The following is a 16,610-nucleotide window of genomic DNA, read 5'->3' as shown; positions in this document are numbered from 1 at the left end:
TAAATTCTCTTCATTTACTTTTAATTACATTCTTTATTTTACGTGGTAAATACATTATACATTCCTACACTATTATTATAGGTAAATTATTGTTAATGTTCATAAAAAATAGTAATATTAAAGTATGGTTTACTTAAAATCAGGGTCTTGAACAACAAAGTTAACCGTTCATCGAATTGTTTTAAGTAATACAACAGCTTCCCCGTAATTGCATCGAAACTAAGGTTCTCCCGAACCAATGAAAACTAAATTTTATGAATTCTATTAAAGGATTATTTACTTGGAAACGAACATTAATTGTTTCTATTGTTGTACTGTTTTTATTGAATATCTTTAGTTTTTACGGGCTATACACCAATAAGTTTTATTTTTTCAAAGTCGAAAACTACATCTTTCCTATTTTATCAGTTATTCACTTAGTATTTTTATATGTACTGTGGTTTAAAATTAGTGAGAAGGAATTGAGTGACCCACCAATGCGAACCTTAGAATATGTTCTTTATGCTATATCATTAGTATATATTTATAAAATGGTAGAGACAATAATAGTATTGTCTAGCTATTCTGATTTTGAAAATCATCTTATACCGGGTACATTTTTACCTCTGGGATATTTAATGATAGCTTTATATGCTGTGTTATTATTAGTAACATTTTTAGCCGTTTTGTATAGAAAAGAAATGGTAGGTACTTACATATTTGACGACATGAACCAACATGTGGATCATTGGAATAATTAGGAATCCATAAAATATATAGACCTCGATAAGCAATTATCGAGGTTTTTTTTGTCTTATATTTTTTGACTACGCTATGATTACATGCCCATAAATGGAAATAATTATTTGAGGTTCATGTAATTATCAAAATATTATGCGACCTACTACGAAGCAAAATCACCTTGTAAGAACTGTTTTTCTTTAAATGTGATTCTTCTGTGATACTTTTTTTCTTTATTCGTAACTGATTATGAAACGTATACTTATTATTGAGGATGATCCTGAAATCATTAAGCTATTAGAACTACATCTCTCTGATGTTAGTTATGAAACCACTATGGCGATGGATGGCAACGAAGGGCTAAACTTAGCCATTGAGAACGATTACTCGTTAATTCTATTAGACCTTACCCTACCTGGCTTAGATGGAGTTGAAATTTGCAGAAGGCTACGTGCTACTAAAAATACGCCCGTAATTATGCTAACTGCAAAATCTGAAGAGATAGATCGTGTCTTAGGTTTAGAGATAGGTGCAGATGATTATATGACGAAGCCCTTTAGTATTAGAGAGCTTTTGGCAAGAATTAAAGCGGTGCTTCGAAGATCAAATAAAGTGGAAACGAAACAGCCAGACACCTCAATAATTTTGGCAGAAGGACTTTCTATTGATATTGATAAACGAAAAGTTGTATTAGGTGACTACAAAATAGAATTATCACCCAAAGAGTTTGAATTATTGGTGCTAATGGCCTCTAACCCTGGTAGAAACTATACCAGAACCGAATTACTAAATATTATATGGGGATATAATTTTGAAGGTTACGAACACACTGTAAATTCTCATATAAACAGGTTACGAGCCAAAATAGAATCTGATATGGCAAACCCCAATTACATTTTGACAACTTGGGGCGTTGGTTATAAATTTAATGAAGAGATAATGGCATGATAGATAACGGTAAAACCCTTACTCCAAAATTGGTTAAGAAATTATGGATAGCTTTCATATTTCTGATAGTATTAATGGGAGCCTCATATATTTTCATTACAGGTTACCTAACCCTGAATTATAACCAAGCTATTACACAGCGCATAAATGCGAATGTGGCAAACCATGTAATTCAAGAAAAATTTCAAAATGCCGCTCCGTTTTTAGAAGATGGTACCGTTAACAAAGCACTTTTCGGAGATCTTATGCACGATATGATGGCAGTAAATCGTGGTATCGAAGTTTATCTTCTAGACAAATCTGGTGACATTCTATATTCTGTAGTGCTCGAACACAATGATAATGAGCCGATGAAATCGGTTTCTCTAGATCCTATCAATAAGTTTATAGAAACCAAGGGTGAAGAATTCATTTTAGGTGATGACCCACTAAATCGTGAAGAACAAAACATATTTTCTGCTGCACCATTTTCTGTAGATGGTCATGAAGGCTATATTTATATTATAGTAGCAGGTAAAGAATTAGCACTAATAAGCGATAGCCTTTTCGGGACATATTTTACCAAACTAAGTATCGGTGCTATAGTACTGACCATGCTATTTTCTGCATTGATCGGAATTCTAAGTATTTGGTTCTTGACTAAAAATCTTAGATTAATTACCCAGACAGTACGCAAATTTCAAGAAGGTGATTTAGATATTAGAATAGAGAATCCTGAACAATCAGATATTGAGGTGGTTGCCTTGTCTTTTAATGAAATGGCAGATACCATTGTAGATAACATGGATAAAATGAAATCTGTAGATAATCTACGTAGAGAATTAATTGCAAATGTTTCTCACGATTTACGTACGCCATTAGCTGTTTTAAAAGGGTATATTGAAACACTACAGATTAAGAAAGACTCGCTTACAGAACTTCAAAAAGAAGAATATTTACAGATTACCCATAATAACATAGATAAGCTCTCAAGTCTAATTAACCAGCTATTTGAATATTCTAAATTAGAGGCAGAACAAGTAACCCCTATTAAAGAGCCATTTTCAATTACAGAACTATCTCATGATCTAATAGCTAAATTCAAGCTATTGGCTGAACAGAAACAAATACAGTTACAATTAGAGAACCCTGAAGAAAACTATATGGTTTATGCAGATATAGGTTTAGTAGAAAGAGCATTACAGAATTTAATTGAAAATGCTATCAAATACACTGAGCCTAATGGTAAGGTTACTTTAAGTCTTGTAAAAATGGGCAAACAGATTGAAATAAATATAACCGATACTGGCAACGGTATACCTGTAAATGATCAACCCTTTATTTTTGATCGCTACAAGCAAGTTGATGAACATACCAAGAAACAAGGACTTGGATTAGGTTTGGCTATCGTCAAAAAAATAATGGATTTACATGATACAACCATAGTAGTTTTAAGTAAACCCTATGAAGGAAGTTCTTTTATATTTAAACTGCCTGCTTATCAATTACAATAATTTTAATTTTGCTGTGAAAAAGAGAAAGCCCCATCCAAATTGGATAGGGCTTTTTTTATAAAGTAGATAGTTAAAATAAAACTATCTAAAATAACATTCTTAGTTAGAAGTGCTGGTTTGTGTAATTGTATACACACCATCTAATACTTCTAATTCAAAAACTGGTATTCTATCATTTGAAGGTGCATTGTTTGCTATAAAAGTATAAGGTCCATCATATGTACCACCATTTTCATCAAGGAAACTGAACGTTACCGTTTCTGAAGCTGTACCATCAAAGTCATAAGCAATCAATTCTATAGTATAAGTACCGTTTGCTAATGGAGAAAAATCTAATTTATTTATAAATAGCTCTTCAGAACCATTAGTACCGGTAAGCGTAGATTCTTCCACTTCACCTGCAGAATTGTAAACCCTTAAATCAAATAAATCATCTTGAGTTGTCCAAGTACTAGTAATTTGTAAACCTTCACTAATTTCAGTAGTTGAAATTGCAATAGACCCTACAGAGCCAATAATAATGTCATCATTTTCAACACTGTCAATAGAAACCGTAATTACATTATCACCTTCAGATGTTAATTGGTTGTCATCGGCATCAACAGAAACAAACTTAGATGTTTCACCTGCTTTTATGATAACTTCACCACCAGAATAAACGCTATATCTTCCGTTGTTACTTTCTCCGCTAAAGTAAACTACAATGTCTTCATTTAAAGCTTTACTAAGAACAATCTCTAATTGGTAGAACGAGTTTTCTTCTATAGTTATAGTTGAAGAATTAAAACCTATTATTGCTTCACCATCTGTAATATCTATTTGTAATATACTACCGTCTGCACTAGGTGTAATAGTATTAGATAATTCTGCTAAACTGATTACAATATTTTCTATACCGCTTTCAAACACACCATCAGATATAATAGTAAGTTCTGTTGTACCGGTAAGTTCACCAGCAGCAACAGTTATTGAACTTGAACTCACAGTATAATCAGATTCTAAAACTGCAGAACCTGCAAAGTTTAATTGAATAACAGCATCTTCTTCTTGTGCCGTTTCTATTGCAGCAGAAATAATAATAACTTGTGCTTCTGATTCTGTAGTCATCGATGCACTTGATGCAAGAGAAACTTGAGATAAATCAATTGCCGTTGGCACTTCTACTATTTTCTCTACTTCTACTTCTGTTTCCACAATTCTTTCTACTTCTACTTCTTCGGTTTTGGTACACGAAAATAGCAAAGCAGCAACTGATAAATACATCAGGGGTTTTCTAATATTCTTCATAATAATTAATGATTTTATATAATGTTTGAGTTAAAGGTATGTTAATACATTTATAAGCGAAAACGATAATAAAAAGTTCTTGTTAGTATTATCTTACAAAATATGTTTAACTACCTGAAAATCAAAATATAACAAATCGTTAATTTTTTCACATTTAGAGCAATAAAAAAGCCCTTTCAAGAATGAAAGGGCTTTTTTACTAAATATCTTTTAAGAAACTGCTATAGAGGTCTTTAAACTCAAACCCATCAGTGAAACGTTGTTTGTTCAATTTTTTGTGAGAAACCAATCCCCAAAGTAAGAGTTCTTTTAAGAAATAAACATCTTTAGCGTCATAATCTGGTTGATGATCTTTTAATAATTGATTCAAAGCTGGTATGCTATCTAAGGCACGTTTATACTCTTCATCAGTAAAATCGTCCATTAACTCAATTCCATCTCCTTGAAAGAACCAATGTAATAATTCGTCATAAACGGTTTCTTCATCTTTACGCTCCAGCTTATTTATTTTAGGAAAATATTCTGGGAATAAAGACTTTACAGCATCATCTATCAATATAGCAGCAACGCCGTCAGCTCCCTCCTGCTCTCCTTCATACACCAATTCTATTTTACCGGTAATTGCAGGAATAATACCCAAGAAATCACTCAAGCGCACCATCGTATGATCTCCGCCGTTTAACAATGATCTTAGCTCCGCTGTACTTAACAAGTTTTCAAACGCAGTAATACTGGTTCGGGCACTTACACCGCTTTTAGCATCTACATATTCACTTTCACGTGCTTCAAAAATAATTTGTTCAAGTAAGTCTTTCGCTAAGTCCGGTACATATACGGCATCTGTTTGTCGTGAATCTAGCTTAGCTTCTTGCTCGGTAATTTTTCTAGCTATTTCAATATCATCTGGGTAATGCGTCAATATTTGCGACCCAATTCTATCTTTCAGCGGAGTAACGATACTACCTCTATTAGTGTAATCTTCAGGGTTTGCAGTAAATACGAACTGAATATCTAACGGTAATCTCAGTTTGAAGCCGCGAATCTGTATATCTCCTTCTTCCAATATATTAAATAAGGATACTTGTATACGTGCCTGTAAATCTGGTAGTTCGTTGATAACAAAAATACAACGGTTGGCACGAGGTATCATTCCGAAATGTATTACCCTGTCATCTGCATATGATAATTTTAAATTCGCCGCTTTAATTGGATCGACATCACCAATTAAATCTGCAACAGTTACATCAGGAGTAGCTAATTTCTCAGCAAAACGTTCGTCTTTATGCATCCAAGTAACGGGAGTATCATCGCCTTTTTCTTTGATTAATTCCATCGCATATCTAGACATCGGTTTCATAGGGTCATCATTAATTTCAGAACCTTCTACAACAGGGATATACTCATCTAACAGATTCACCATTAAATGCGCCAAACGTGTTTTCGCCTGACCACGTAATCCTAATAAATTAATATTATGCCGAGATAGAATAGCACGTTCCAACTCTGGAATAACGGTGTCTTCATATCCCCAAACTCCAGGAAAAGCATCTTCGCCCTTTTTTATTTTTTCAATGAGATTATCTCGTAACTCGTCTTTTACACTCTTTGTTTTATATCCGGCAGCTTTTAACTCCCCTAGTGTATGTATTTTTTTATAATCTAATTTCATAAAATTTTCTTAGTCTTATTTCAATCTTTTTTTTCTATTAGCCTCGTAATCTTCAAAAATCATTTCTCCTAATCCTTTTAATCCGGTAAAGAATGCTTTTCCTTTATTCGCTTCAGTAAAATGACGAATAAACTGCATCAAATAAGGATCTTGCGCAATCATAAAAGTCGTTATAGGTATATGAAGTTTTCGTGCCTGTCTCGCCATATTATAGCATTTCTCCACAATAAAATCATCCAAACCAACACTGTTCTTGTAATATGTACCGTCTGGCATGCGAAGACAACTTGGCTTACCATCGGTAATCATAAAAATCTGCTTATTGGTATTCCGTTTTCTACGAAGCATATCCATCGCCAATTGCAATCCGGCAACGGTATTGGTGTGATATGGACCAACTTTTAAATACGGAAGGTCTTTAATAGGTATTGGCCAGGCATCATTACCAAAAACCAAAATATCTAAAGTATCCTTAGGATATCTGGTCGTAATTAATTCCGCCAGCGCCATCGCTACTTTTTTAGCCGGAGTAATACGATCCTCACCATACAAAATCATACTATGGCTAATGTCTATCATTAGAATAGTACTCATTTGCGCTTTGTGCTGCGTATCTTCAACAACAAGGTCATCTTCACTCAACTGAAAACTACCCATACCATGATTAATCTGAGCATTTTTAATACTCTCTGTCATAGATATGTTTTCTAGACCATCACCATAACGGTACTCTCGCAAGTCTCCCGTATGCTCATCTCCTTGTCCAGATTTACCGGTTTTATGATTACCAGCACCACTCCTTTTTAGTTTACCAAAAATTTGATCTAAAGCACGCTGACGAATAATACGTTCCATTTTTGCGGTAATAGAAATGTCTCCACCACCAGAACCTTCTTCCCCATCTTGGGCGTCGCCACCGCCATCTTTAAACTCTTCGCGTATGTAGCCCTTCGCCTTTAATTCTTCAATAAAGTCTTCAATAGTGTAATCTTCAGTAGTAAGTTCATACTCCTTGTCCAATTCGCGTAACCAATCAATAGCTTCGTCAAAATCTCCAGAAGTGTGTGTAATAAGCTCTTGGAAAATATCAAATAGCCTATCAAAAATCGATTGTTCGGGTGCTTCGTAAGTTTCAAAGCGGAATCCTTTTCTTTCATTCATAGCCATAGTATAAAATTAACACTTTTACGGTGGATGCCGTAGTATTTAAGAAATGTTAACGTTGTTGTTTAATGTTCGCTTTTCGCTAGACGCTAAGCGCATGACACAATTCGCTATATCCTATGCGTTTAGCGAATGGCGCATCGCGTTCTCAAGTTCGTCTTTGCGAGGAGCATTTTAGCGACGAAGCAATCTGTTTGCTTCTTGTTTCAAAGGTGCAGATTGCTTCGCTGTGCTCGCAATAACGTTTAATTAAAGTAACTTCGAGCAAAAGCAAAACTATCAACCAAGAATTGACATTGATTAAGCAGTATCAAAGTTTTTTAAATACTCCACCAATATGGACTAATGAACAGTTTGGAATAGAACAGTTTAATTTTCCAGTGGTAGATTTAGAAAGCTTCTCTCCCGCTCCAATACCTTATAATTTAAGATTAGGGCACCAGATGGAATTAATCTGTAAACAGTTGTTAGCGCATTCCTCACAGTTTGAGATTTTGGTGTATAATTTACCTATACGAGAGGGGAAACAAACCCTTGGTGAAATTGATTTTATACTGAAAGATGCTACTACCAAACAGGTTATACATGTAGAATTAACGTATAAATTCTATATCATAAACCCAGATATAACAGAGCCTATACACCAATTAATAGGACCCAATAAAAGTGATGCATTCTTTATGAAGATGGAGAAAATAAAAAACAAGCAATTTGCATTATTACATTCAGAAGCTGGTACAGCTGCATTATCCAGTTTAAATATTGATGCTTCTAACCTGCAACATAAAACTTGTTTTAAGGCGCAACTCTTTAAGCCTTATAAAACAGACAAATTATATTTAGAACCGTTAAACAAAAATTGTATTGTTGGCTATTGGTTACGGTTAAAAGAATTTACTACGGATGCTTTTACCACCTGCCAATTCTATATTCCAAATAAAAAGGAATGGGCATTAACCCCAGATTTAACCTTAGGTTGGATTTCATATACCGATATACTATTAGGTATTAAACTACAACTAACTAAACAAAGATCTCCATTAGTTTGGATGAAGAAAAATGATATGGAGTTCGAAAAGTTTTTTGTGGTTTGGTGGTAATGTTGAAAGGATGGTTTTAGATTATTTACAAATTATATTACTTTTAAAATGGAAATATGTGTGATTGTTTACATATTCGTACGTTGCCATTCATTTTAAGAAACCGCAGTACAATGAGAAACTATAGTATAGCGATATTGATAATTTTGACTTTAATAAGTTGTAAATCAAAAACAAATAAGAATATGAATTCTGATTATACTATATCAACCGCAAGTGAAAGTGACGAAAGAGCAAAAAAAGCATTGCCGGTTGAAGGGTCAGAGGATAAAAGTGATATTTTAAAACTAAACATTAATATTCCAGAGATTCTTAAAGAACCTGATTCGATTAGATTTTTTGGCAATGCAAAATATGATTGGATACTTACTATTGAAGCAAATTCCTCTGAAATGTTTCATAGAGACTCAGTTGAAAAATATATTAGTAATGATTGGCGCAAAAAGGTAATGTATCCTACGGTTTACTGTCTGCCTGAAAAAAGTAATAATTGGACTTATTTATTCGCTGGAGACAATGAAGCAAATACTTTTAAAAAGTTTGCATTAGCGTGGAAACTATATGACCCTATCGATGAACCCCCAACAGTCTATAACGAAAAGTCTCTTTCAAAATTTGATAAATTGGTGAAAAAGAGAATGAAAAAACTTAAAGCAAGCAAGTTAGATTATAACTTTCCAATTCAAGAGGCTTCTGCTATCTCCAATGGATTATCGAGTTTTGTGACACAAAATAATCAGTGGGCTATTATTGTACTTAAAGCTGATAAGGAATTTGAAGGTAAAGAAATTTGGGATGTTATGATGTCTGTTGGTTTAAGATGGGGTGATATGGATTTATTTCACTGGAATAATGACAACCGTGAAGTTGGAGATGACCAATTATTAAGTGTTTGGACAAGTACTCAGCCAGGATACTTTTTCCCTGAAGAAATTGCTGAAGGTAATGTTCAAACAGAGGATTTAATTTTTGGATTTTCAATACCGCGTTCTGTTGCACCAAAAGAGGTTTTCAATGTAATGTGCGAAGTGACAGATTATGCACAGAAAAGGCTTGGCGGACAAATTTTAGATGGTAATGGAAACAAACTTGATAAAAGTGCAGAATTAGAAAGAATTGATTTGATTCTGAAAAACTTAAATAAAGAATCGATTAAGAGTGGAATTGGGGATGCATTATACCTTTTCCAATAAAAAACGAAATGGCAACAATGTGTATATTGCATAAGGGTTTCAGAGTTTTTTTTGCAATTTCACCCACATCAATTTTGGGACGTAACTTGATAGATTTGAAGCCCGAAATCCCTTACGACACCATACACTTAACTTTGTAGCCAATTAAACCATGAAGACCCTAGTTCTATTTATAGTAGCCTCAGTAATATTTTCTTGTAAAACAAGTATCTCAAAAGAAAAGGTAAACAAAATAAAAGAGGAAGTTTACGGAATTGATAAAGAGCATGCCCATAAAAAGGCAATCGAACTAATTCCAGAAGATTTTTTTTGGAATAGTATAGATGAATTTGCTTCATTTGGCTCAGATGAAGGTGATTTAGCTTTAGCTGAATTCAGAGAATGGAAAAAGTTAAATCCAAATATCCCGACTTATGAATGTTTAAAGTGGACTATTGAAAGTTTGGGAGAACTAAGCATAGTAGATTTCAACGATGAAATTCTTGACAGAAAATTAATAAAGTCTCAAATATCTGATGAAAATTTTGATGACCATTACTACATATTTACAGTTGATATTTGTGCAATTGCAACTGGATTTGGACAATTAGTAGACGATGGTGAAATTGATAAGAAAAATAAACCTTTAATTCAACGTGCAATTGAACGTCAAAAAATATGGGCTGAGTTAAAACCTAATTGGGATTCGGAATTCAAAACTGAATATATCAGACGATTAAATGTTCTAAAAAGAGTATTAAAAGAAGCGTAAAAATAATAACTGGACACAACACAACCTATAAACAATGTAGGCTTCGGGTTTAAACGCTAAGGTCTACGTATATTTATAAGGTTGATAAATCTTATGGATTTAGCTTTGGACAAGAAAAATTAAACTAAACAATAAGCTTTAGCTTCGTGCGCTGACGGAAACGAAAAGTTTCCTTACTTACCGCACTACGCTTAGCCGAACTTTTAGATACAAGTATATTTTGCTCGAATTAGTAATAGTTTAATAAAAGAATTTAAAATATTTCTATATTTAAAATGGACTTTCATCTGGTCTGATATCGTATCGAAAAGTCAAGGGCATAGCTGTTCCAAATAGGGACTTTTCAATTAATGTTGTATTTTGAATATTCCAAGATTTTATATTTTCTTGATTGAAATTAGAAGCTTCTGAAAACATTCTCGCAATGTTACCAACATTAACCATATCCCAATCACTAAGGTCTTGATTAAATGCCTTAGCTTCAGAAAACATGAATTGCATATTTGTAACATTAGACACATCCCAATTACTAATATCTTGATTGAATTCATTTGTTTGAGAGAACATACCAGACATATTCTGAACACTGGCAACATTCCAAGTACTTAAATCTTGATTAAAAGATACCGCTTGACGAAACATCTCAAACATATTCTCAACATTAGATACATTCCAACCACTAATATCAAAATTAAATGGAGTGCCTTTAAACATTTCTGGCATGTAGCGAACACTAGAAACATCCCAATTACCTAAATCTTGGTTAAAGGAATTAGCTTTAAAAAAAGTGCCGTTCATTCCAATTACTTGAGAAACATTCCAACCACCAATATCTTGATTAAACTCATCAGTTTGAGCAAACATTACATTCATATTTTCAACATTGGAAACATCCCAATTACCGATATTTTGATTGAAAATTTCAGCACCCAAAAACATACTAGCCATGTTAGTCACATTAGATACGTTCCACCCCCCAATATCTTGATTAAATGTCGTATTAAATGAAAACATGCTATGCATATTATTTACATTAGACACATCCCAATTCGTAATATCATATTCAAAGGCGTTTGCACTACTGAACATTCCAGACATGTCTTTAACTTTAGTAATGTTCCAAGCACTAATATTTTGATTGAAAACATATGCTTGATTAAACAAATACGACATGTCTTGAACCTTAGAAACATCCCAGCCACTTATATCCTGATTAAAAATATAAGCTCGTGAAAATGTTTGATTCATGTTTACAACATTAGACACATCCCAATTACTAAGGTCTTGATTAAAAGCTTTCGCCTCTCCGAACATTTCAGACATATCTACCACTTTAGAAACATTCCAATTACTTATATCTTGATTGAAAGCCTCATTTTTAGAAAACATTTCAGACATGTCGGTAACATTAGAAACATCCCAATCGGCTATACTACCATTCAGTGTTTTGTCACCATAAAAAAGTCGATTCATGTCGGTTACATTACTCGTGTTAATCAAATCTAGTTCAACACCGCATTCTATTAATTCGATTAGCTTAAGTCTATCTATAGGACTCAAATTTTCTTTATAACCCGCATACAATGTTATATTATTAGTTATTGGCGCAGCAAAATCAAATACATTGGTTAAATCTTGATTAGTGTACCAAATATCAAAATCAAGGCATGCTTTAGTTGGGTCAGTTGGCTTAAGTATATAATTGCCTTCTTTTACATTTAATTGATCAATTGTATTACCGCCATTTGTGTCAAAAATTACCGTGTAAGTTGCAATGGGTTTTATTTGTGGTACATCTTCTTCTGATTTATTGCATGATAATATTAAAATAATCGATAGAAGTATTAATGCTATTTTATTTGACATATAATTCTGGTTTAATTACTATAAAAACGAATTTATAACAATTAAATTATACATAATTTGAGCTACACAAAACCTAAAATTTTAGACGTTGTAATAAAAGAAAAATAATAAAGGGTAAACCATAAAAATGCCAGTGACTAGCAAGGTGTAAAAAACAAAGTGCGTATGTACAAAATTTAAAAGGTCTGTTTTTATTTTTAAAGTCCGTCAAATTTAAAATTTGGCGTATAACAAAGCAAAATATTCATATTTAACTAAGTAATAAATCGAAACGAAAAGTTTCCTGCCCTACCCCACTTGCCATAACTAAAACCATATTCGCTACAAATTTGACAGCATCTGCTTCAAAATTGCCATAATCATAAATTAATGGATGATAAATTTACATCATACCAATAATTCAACCTTAAAACTATAGGTATGGTAACTAAACTAATCGCATTCATAATCGCCTTTACATTCGCTTTAATATGTAATGCGCAATCTGAGATAGAATTTCCTATTGAAGTGGGCATGAAACCTGAAAGTATTACAAAAGGGTTCCAAGACAATTATTATGTAACTCTTATGAACGCAAAAGAATCAGGTGATGGCGAATTGGTAGAGATATCCAAAAACGGTGTCAAGGTTTTTGCCAAGGGTTTTGATGAACCTAAAGGAATTGTTTACCTAAATGGGTATCTATATTTCTCTGATGTTACGAGAATTTGGCGCGTTGATAAAGAAGGGAAAGCCAGCATTTTTGTTGATAAAGCCGATTTCCACGAAACAGTACTCTACTTAAACGATGTTTCATTAGATAAGAACGGGAACGGAATGTATATAGCCGATATGGGCGCTACACAATACATGCGTGACACTAACAATAACTTATGGCCACTAGATAGCGAAGAAGCCAAGAAAGTTCCTGAGTTAGGGCGTATTTACCATGTAGATTTAGATGGACATATTTCTATAAAACAAGATACTTCACCCCTAATGTTAAACCCTAATGGCGTAGGTGTTGACAATGATGGTAATATTATGGTAGCATCTTTTTTTAATGGTAATTTCTTGGTTACTAAAAATGGTGTTCTTAGTCCGCTAAAAGGTCTTTTTAGAGGAGCTGACGCCGTAGAACAAGATAGTAAGGGCAATTATTATGTTAGTAGTTGGGTCACTGGAAAAGTTTGGAAAATTGACCCCAAAACAGAAGCGTCTACTGTACTTATTGAAGGGTTAGAATCTGCCGCAGATTTTTATTTGGAAGAAGAAAAGGACAGATTATTGGTGCCAGATATGATGGCAGGAAAAATATATTCGGTACCACTTAAAAATTAGTTAACAAGATCCTAGTTCAAATAGGTCTTCATGGCTATAGAACTTATATTTTACTAAAATAAATATCAAAGAATGGCTCACAATTTAAGCATACTAAGGTTTACCAATAAAATGATATTACTGCTCATTTTAATAGGAACAAGTACTGTTTTCGCACAAACGAATATTCCAAAACAAGCAGATAGGTTACAGCAGTATTTAGGGTTCTGGGTCAGTTCTATTGATCATACAACAGATAGTATCGGCAAAACACCCCTTATAAAAATGAACAATTATCCTAAAATAGATAATACCGCAATGTCAGTTGATGTATTTCATAAAGATGGCAAAACATACAATCATACCTTAACAGAACTTATTGGTTACGACGCAAAGACCGATTCAATTTTTGCATTGGGTAAAAGTGCACAAGGTGATATGTTCTTGGGTAAAGGAGGGTTTACCAGCGATACGGATTGGATAATGAGAGATCGCGACTTTACAGGTAAAGAAACTATGACGGTTACTTTTGATTTTAAAAATCAAACCGATGTTCATTTAAAGGGAGTAAACCCACAGAACAAAATTCTTTGGCAAACCCGCTATATTAAGAAAAATCCAAAGGATAAAAATATTGGTATTCAACTGGTGTCGGTACATAAACAAATGCAGCAAAACCCTAAAGAGACCTTGAAGTATCTTGATAGAATGGGTTATAGTTATATTGAAACCTTTGTCTATAAAGACCACTCTTTTTATGGATTGTCCCCATTAGATTTCAAAAAATTGGTAGAAGATAACAACCTGAAATTCACAGGATCAATGACCTTTTACGACCTCCCTTCTGATGATGGTCAAGCTTGGAAAGAAGCGATGCAATGGTGGCGAGAATGTATAGAAGACCATAAACAAGCAGGTGTAGAATACCTGACCATATCTAACAATCAAATTAAAGAAATCACTACCCTTTCTGAACTAAAAAGGTATGCTGAGTATTACAATGCCATTGGAAAACTTTGTAAGGAAAGAGGGATTAGATTTGCATACCACAATCACTCAGATGAGTTTAAGACTATAGAGAACAAGGTAGTTTATGACTACTTCTTAGAAAACACCGATCCGGAATACGTTAGTTTTCAAGCCGATTTGTATTGGATGCATTTTTCAAAAGTTGACCCAGTTGATTACTTCAAAAAGTATGAAAACCGTTTTATAAGCTGGCATGTAAAAGATTACAAAGAACTAGGGCAGAGTGGTAAAATGGACTTTGAACTATACTTTAAATACGCAAAAACCGCCGGTCTTAAATATACTGTAGCAGAAGTTGAAGCCTTTAATTACCCAGTATGGTATAGCATCAATTCTGCATGGAACTATTTATACTTTAATATACTATAACAATTCACCAGCAACACTTGACATTATGAAAATCAGAATTTTACTATTATCATGTTTTCTCATTTTAACTTTCAACACTATGGCTTTTGCCCAAGATCAATTTAAGGTGTTGTTATTCACCGTGCAGGATACTTGGCATTATGAGTGCATACCCAGTGCGGTAGATGCTTTCCATAAAATGGCAGCAGAACAACAGTTTAAATTCGATTGGACCCAAAACCCAGAAGACCTTGCCAAAAAATTACCATCTTACGATGTGGTTGTATTTTTAAATGCTAATACAGACAATTTAAACAATGAACAGCTTGATGTTTTAAAAGCGCACATACACAATGGTAAAGGCTTTGTGGGAGTCCATTCCACTTCTGATAGTGAGATTAGAAATATTTGGTTTGATAATCTTATAGGCGGAGTTTTTAAAGATCATCCTCAGTTTCAGGCAGCTATATTAACCAATCATGATTCAAATTTCCCTTCAAACTTGCACCTACCGGAAAAATGGTTATGGAGTGAGGAGTGGTACAATTTTAAATTATTAAAATCAGATGAAATCACAGTACTGCTTTCCGTAGACGAAAGCACTTATGATTACCAAAAAGGGTATGATGAAATTCCCCTTGAAGGTATGGGCAAAAATCACCCTATAGCTTGGTATCAAATATACGACGGGGGACGCTCATTCTATACAACACTTGGTCATAAACCAGAAGCTTTTCAAAATAAAAAGTATTTAGACCATCTATTCGGCGGAATCTATTGGGCGGCTAAAGGCAAAATGAAACAATAGTGGTATTAATAAATTGAAAGACTGCTTTAGAAATAAAAAAGCCAAGTCCTATTAGGGCTTGGCTTTTCTGCTACTACATTTAAAAATTTCTACTCTACTGTATAGATTACAGTATTTTTCTGAGTAACCCTAAAATAGCCATGTGCATAATTATCTGGGTTTGTGGTATTAATACAATTACCTTTTATTGCTACGGGCGTAGATTCAAAAATACCGACACCACCAAGTTGGTCAATTACAATATCAATATAATTGTAATAGGGTCTAGAAATACTGTGCATATTAATAGTTACCACATCACCTGGGGCTAATGGTTTTATTTCTCCTTCTTCATCATCATCTTCATTTATCTCGAACCACCAATCTACCTCGTTACCGTTTATAAATTCATCATCACCTGATTCTAGTATTGGTAAAAGATCTTGTGGTCTTTCATACTTAAAAAAGTAATTATCACCTTCCGCTTCAAAATCATTAAAAACAATATGCAATTCAATGGTTTCATCATCAAAACCATCTTCCGTATCTTGAAATACATCTATAATATCTGCCACCGGATTCATAGTGTCATTTGCAGTATATGTTTGTCCGTCATAAATAATTTCTAAGGTATAACTAGCGTTCAATTGCGGATTAAATGTATCAGTAGTATAAGTACCATCAGCTTGGTCTGTAAACAGATAAACTTCTCCATTAACATCATTGGTTACAGAAACCTGTGCCCCAACTACATCTGTACTTTGGGTATCAAAAAATGGTGTAGAAGTACGTAACGTTATGGTTTGCTCATTACCGGTAGTACCTTTTTCCCAATCTAGAGAAGCTTCTACCACCAAGCGTATGGTATCTGTCTGTACATCAACATCAATCACATCTGTACATGAAACTAGAGTACATAAAAACAAAAGTGCTATAAATTTTATTGAATTTTGCAT

14 protein-coding genes are annotated in these 16,610 nt (G+C 33.6%); 9 read left to right on the top strand and 5 right to left on the bottom strand.

The genetic code is table 11. The features are described from left to right. The first annotated feature begins 254 nt into the window (after positions 1-254). The 3 genes from BUC31_RS11000 (at position 255) to BUC31_RS10990 (ending at position 3,161) form a co-directional block, all read left to right on the top strand. Positions 255-740: a hypothetical protein gene (locus BUC31_RS11000; RefSeq protein ID WP_073244140.1), complete on the top strand. Its 486-nt coding sequence runs from the start codon at positions 255-257 to the stop codon at positions 738-740. 229 nt (positions 741-969) lie between these two features. Then, positions 970-1,668 (top strand): response regulator transcription factor, encoded by a 699-nt coding sequence (locus BUC31_RS10995; RefSeq protein ID WP_073244138.1) that lies wholly within the window; start codon positions 970-972, stop codon positions 1,666-1,668. Beyond that, positions 1,665-3,161 (top strand): sensor histidine kinase, encoded by a 1,497-nt coding sequence (locus BUC31_RS10990; RefSeq protein ID WP_073244136.1) that lies wholly within the window; start codon positions 1,665-1,667, stop codon positions 3,159-3,161. Before BUC31_RS10995 ends, BUC31_RS10990 begins: the two co-directional genes overlap by 4 nt. 99 nt (positions 3,162-3,260) lie before the next feature. On the opposite strand, the gene BUC31_RS10985 is transcribed toward BUC31_RS10990, so the two are convergent. The 3 genes from BUC31_RS10985 to BUC31_RS10975 all read right to left on the bottom strand — a co-directional run bounded on the left by BUC31_RS10985 (position 3,261) and on the right by BUC31_RS10975 (position 7,284). Then, positions 3,261-4,448, bottom strand: a complete 1,188-nt coding sequence (locus BUC31_RS10985) for a Calx-beta domain-containing protein (protein ID WP_073244134.1) — start codon at positions 4,446-4,448, stop codon at positions 3,261-3,263. A gap of 199 nt (positions 4,449-4,647) precedes the next feature. Next, entirely contained in the window at positions 4,648-6,117 is a 1,470-nt protein-coding gene (locus tag BUC31_RS10980; protein ID WP_073244132.1) for a MoxR family ATPase, read from the bottom strand. Positions 6,118-6,132: 15 nt separating this feature from the next. After that, positions 6,133-7,284, bottom strand: a complete 1,152-nt coding sequence (locus tag BUC31_RS10975; protein WP_073244130.1) for a vWA domain-containing protein — start codon at positions 7,282-7,284, stop codon at positions 6,133-6,135. 287 nt (positions 7,285-7,571) lie between these two features. Between BUC31_RS10975 and BUC31_RS10970 the strand changes: the two genes are divergently transcribed. From BUC31_RS10970 to BUC31_RS10960, 3 genes are all read left to right on the top strand, one after another. After that, the gene (locus tag BUC31_RS10970) at positions 7,572-8,381 is read left to right on the top strand and encodes a DUF1853 family protein (protein WP_139251953.1); all 810 of its coding nucleotides are present in this window, start codon (positions 7,572-7,574) and stop codon (positions 8,379-8,381) included. Positions 8,382-8,566: 185 nt separating this feature from the next. Next, positions 8,567-9,574 (top strand): cell division protein ZipA C-terminal FtsZ-binding domain-containing protein, encoded by a 1,008-nt coding sequence (locus BUC31_RS10965; protein WP_073244126.1) that lies wholly within the window; start codon positions 8,567-8,569, stop codon positions 9,572-9,574. Positions 9,575-9,725: 151 nt separating this feature from the next. Then, on the top strand, positions 9,726-10,325 hold the full coding sequence (locus BUC31_RS10960; protein ID WP_211573863.1) for a hypothetical protein: 600 nt from the start codon (positions 9,726-9,728) through the stop codon (positions 10,323-10,325). Between the two features lie 270 nt (positions 10,326-10,595). Here the strand turns inward: BUC31_RS10960 and BUC31_RS10955 are convergent, their stop codons facing one another. Beyond that, positions 10,596-12,191, bottom strand: a complete 1,596-nt coding sequence (locus BUC31_RS10955) for a BspA family leucine-rich repeat surface protein (protein ID WP_073244124.1) — start codon at positions 12,189-12,191, stop codon at positions 10,596-10,598. Positions 12,192-12,611: 420 nt separating this feature from the next. Between BUC31_RS10955 and BUC31_RS10950 the strand changes: the two genes are divergently transcribed. The 3 genes from BUC31_RS10950 to BUC31_RS10940 all read left to right on the top strand — a co-directional run bounded on the left by BUC31_RS10950 (position 12,612) and on the right by BUC31_RS10940 (position 15,675). Continuing rightward, entirely contained in the window at positions 12,612-13,511 is a 900-nt protein-coding gene (locus tag BUC31_RS10950; RefSeq protein ID WP_211573862.1) for an SMP-30/gluconolactonase/LRE family protein, read from the top strand. A 72-nt stretch (positions 13,512-13,583) separates the two neighbouring features. Continuing rightward, on the top strand, positions 13,584-14,888 hold the full coding sequence (locus BUC31_RS19900) for a sugar phosphate isomerase/epimerase family protein (protein ID WP_084135015.1): 1,305 nt from the start codon (positions 13,584-13,586) through the stop codon (positions 14,886-14,888). A gap of 25 nt (positions 14,889-14,913) precedes the next feature. Continuing rightward, a complete protein-coding gene (locus BUC31_RS10940) occupies positions 14,914-15,675 on the top strand; it encodes a ThuA domain-containing protein (protein ID WP_073244122.1) in 762 nt (253 codons plus the stop codon). An 89-nt stretch (positions 15,676-15,764) separates the two neighbouring features. Here the strand turns inward: BUC31_RS10940 and BUC31_RS10935 are convergent, their stop codons facing one another. Beyond that, positions 15,765-16,610, bottom strand: coding sequence for a DUF4249 family protein (locus tag BUC31_RS10935; RefSeq protein WP_073244120.1), 846 nt, complete (start codon positions 16,608-16,610; stop codon positions 15,765-15,767).

It is taken from the genome of Maribacter aquivivus (assembly GCF_900142175.1).
Lineage (GTDB): Bacteria > Bacteroidota > Bacteroidia > Flavobacteriales > Flavobacteriaceae > Maribacter > Maribacter aquivivus.
This window is presented reverse-complemented; position numbering and strand designations above follow the sequence as displayed.

Coding starts and splice junctions, on each gene's coding strand:
- BUC31_RS10995 (WP_073244138.1), top strand. CDS start 970: ATGAAACGTATACTTATTATTGAGGATGATCCTGAAATCATTAAGCTA.
- BUC31_RS10975 (WP_073244130.1), bottom strand. CDS start 7,284: ATGGCTATGAATGAAAGAAAAGGATTCCGCTTTGAAACTTACGAAGCA.
- BUC31_RS10955 (WP_073244124.1), bottom strand. CDS start 12,191: ATGTCAAATAAAATAGCATTAATACTTCTATCGATTATTTTAATATTA.
- BUC31_RS10935 (WP_073244120.1), bottom strand. CDS start 16,610: ATGCAAAATTCAATAAAATTTATAGCACTTTTGTTTTTATGTACTCTA.
- BUC31_RS10940 (WP_073244122.1), top strand. CDS start 14,914: ATGAAAATCAGAATTTTACTATTATCATGTTTTCTCATTTTAACTTTC.
- BUC31_RS10985 (WP_073244134.1), bottom strand. CDS start 4,448: ATGAAGAATATTAGAAAACCCCTGATGTATTTATCAGTTGCTGCTTTG.
- BUC31_RS10990 (WP_073244136.1), top strand. CDS start 1,665: ATGATAGATAACGGTAAAACCCTTACTCCAAAATTGGTTAAGAAATTA.
- BUC31_RS19900 (WP_084135015.1), top strand. CDS start 13,584: ATGGCTCACAATTTAAGCATACTAAGGTTTACCAATAAAATGATATTA.
- BUC31_RS10965 (WP_073244126.1), top strand. CDS start 8,567: ATGAATTCTGATTATACTATATCAACCGCAAGTGAAAGTGACGAAAGA.
- BUC31_RS10950 (WP_211573862.1), top strand. CDS start 12,612: ATGGTAACTAAACTAATCGCATTCATAATCGCCTTTACATTCGCTTTA.
- BUC31_RS10960 (WP_211573863.1), top strand. CDS start 9,726: ATGAAGACCCTAGTTCTATTTATAGTAGCCTCAGTAATATTTTCTTGT.
- BUC31_RS10980 (WP_073244132.1), bottom strand. CDS start 6,117: ATGAAATTAGATTATAAAAAAATACATACACTAGGGGAGTTAAAAGCT.
- BUC31_RS11000 (WP_073244140.1), top strand. CDS start 255: ATGAATTCTATTAAAGGATTATTTACTTGGAAACGAACATTAATTGTT.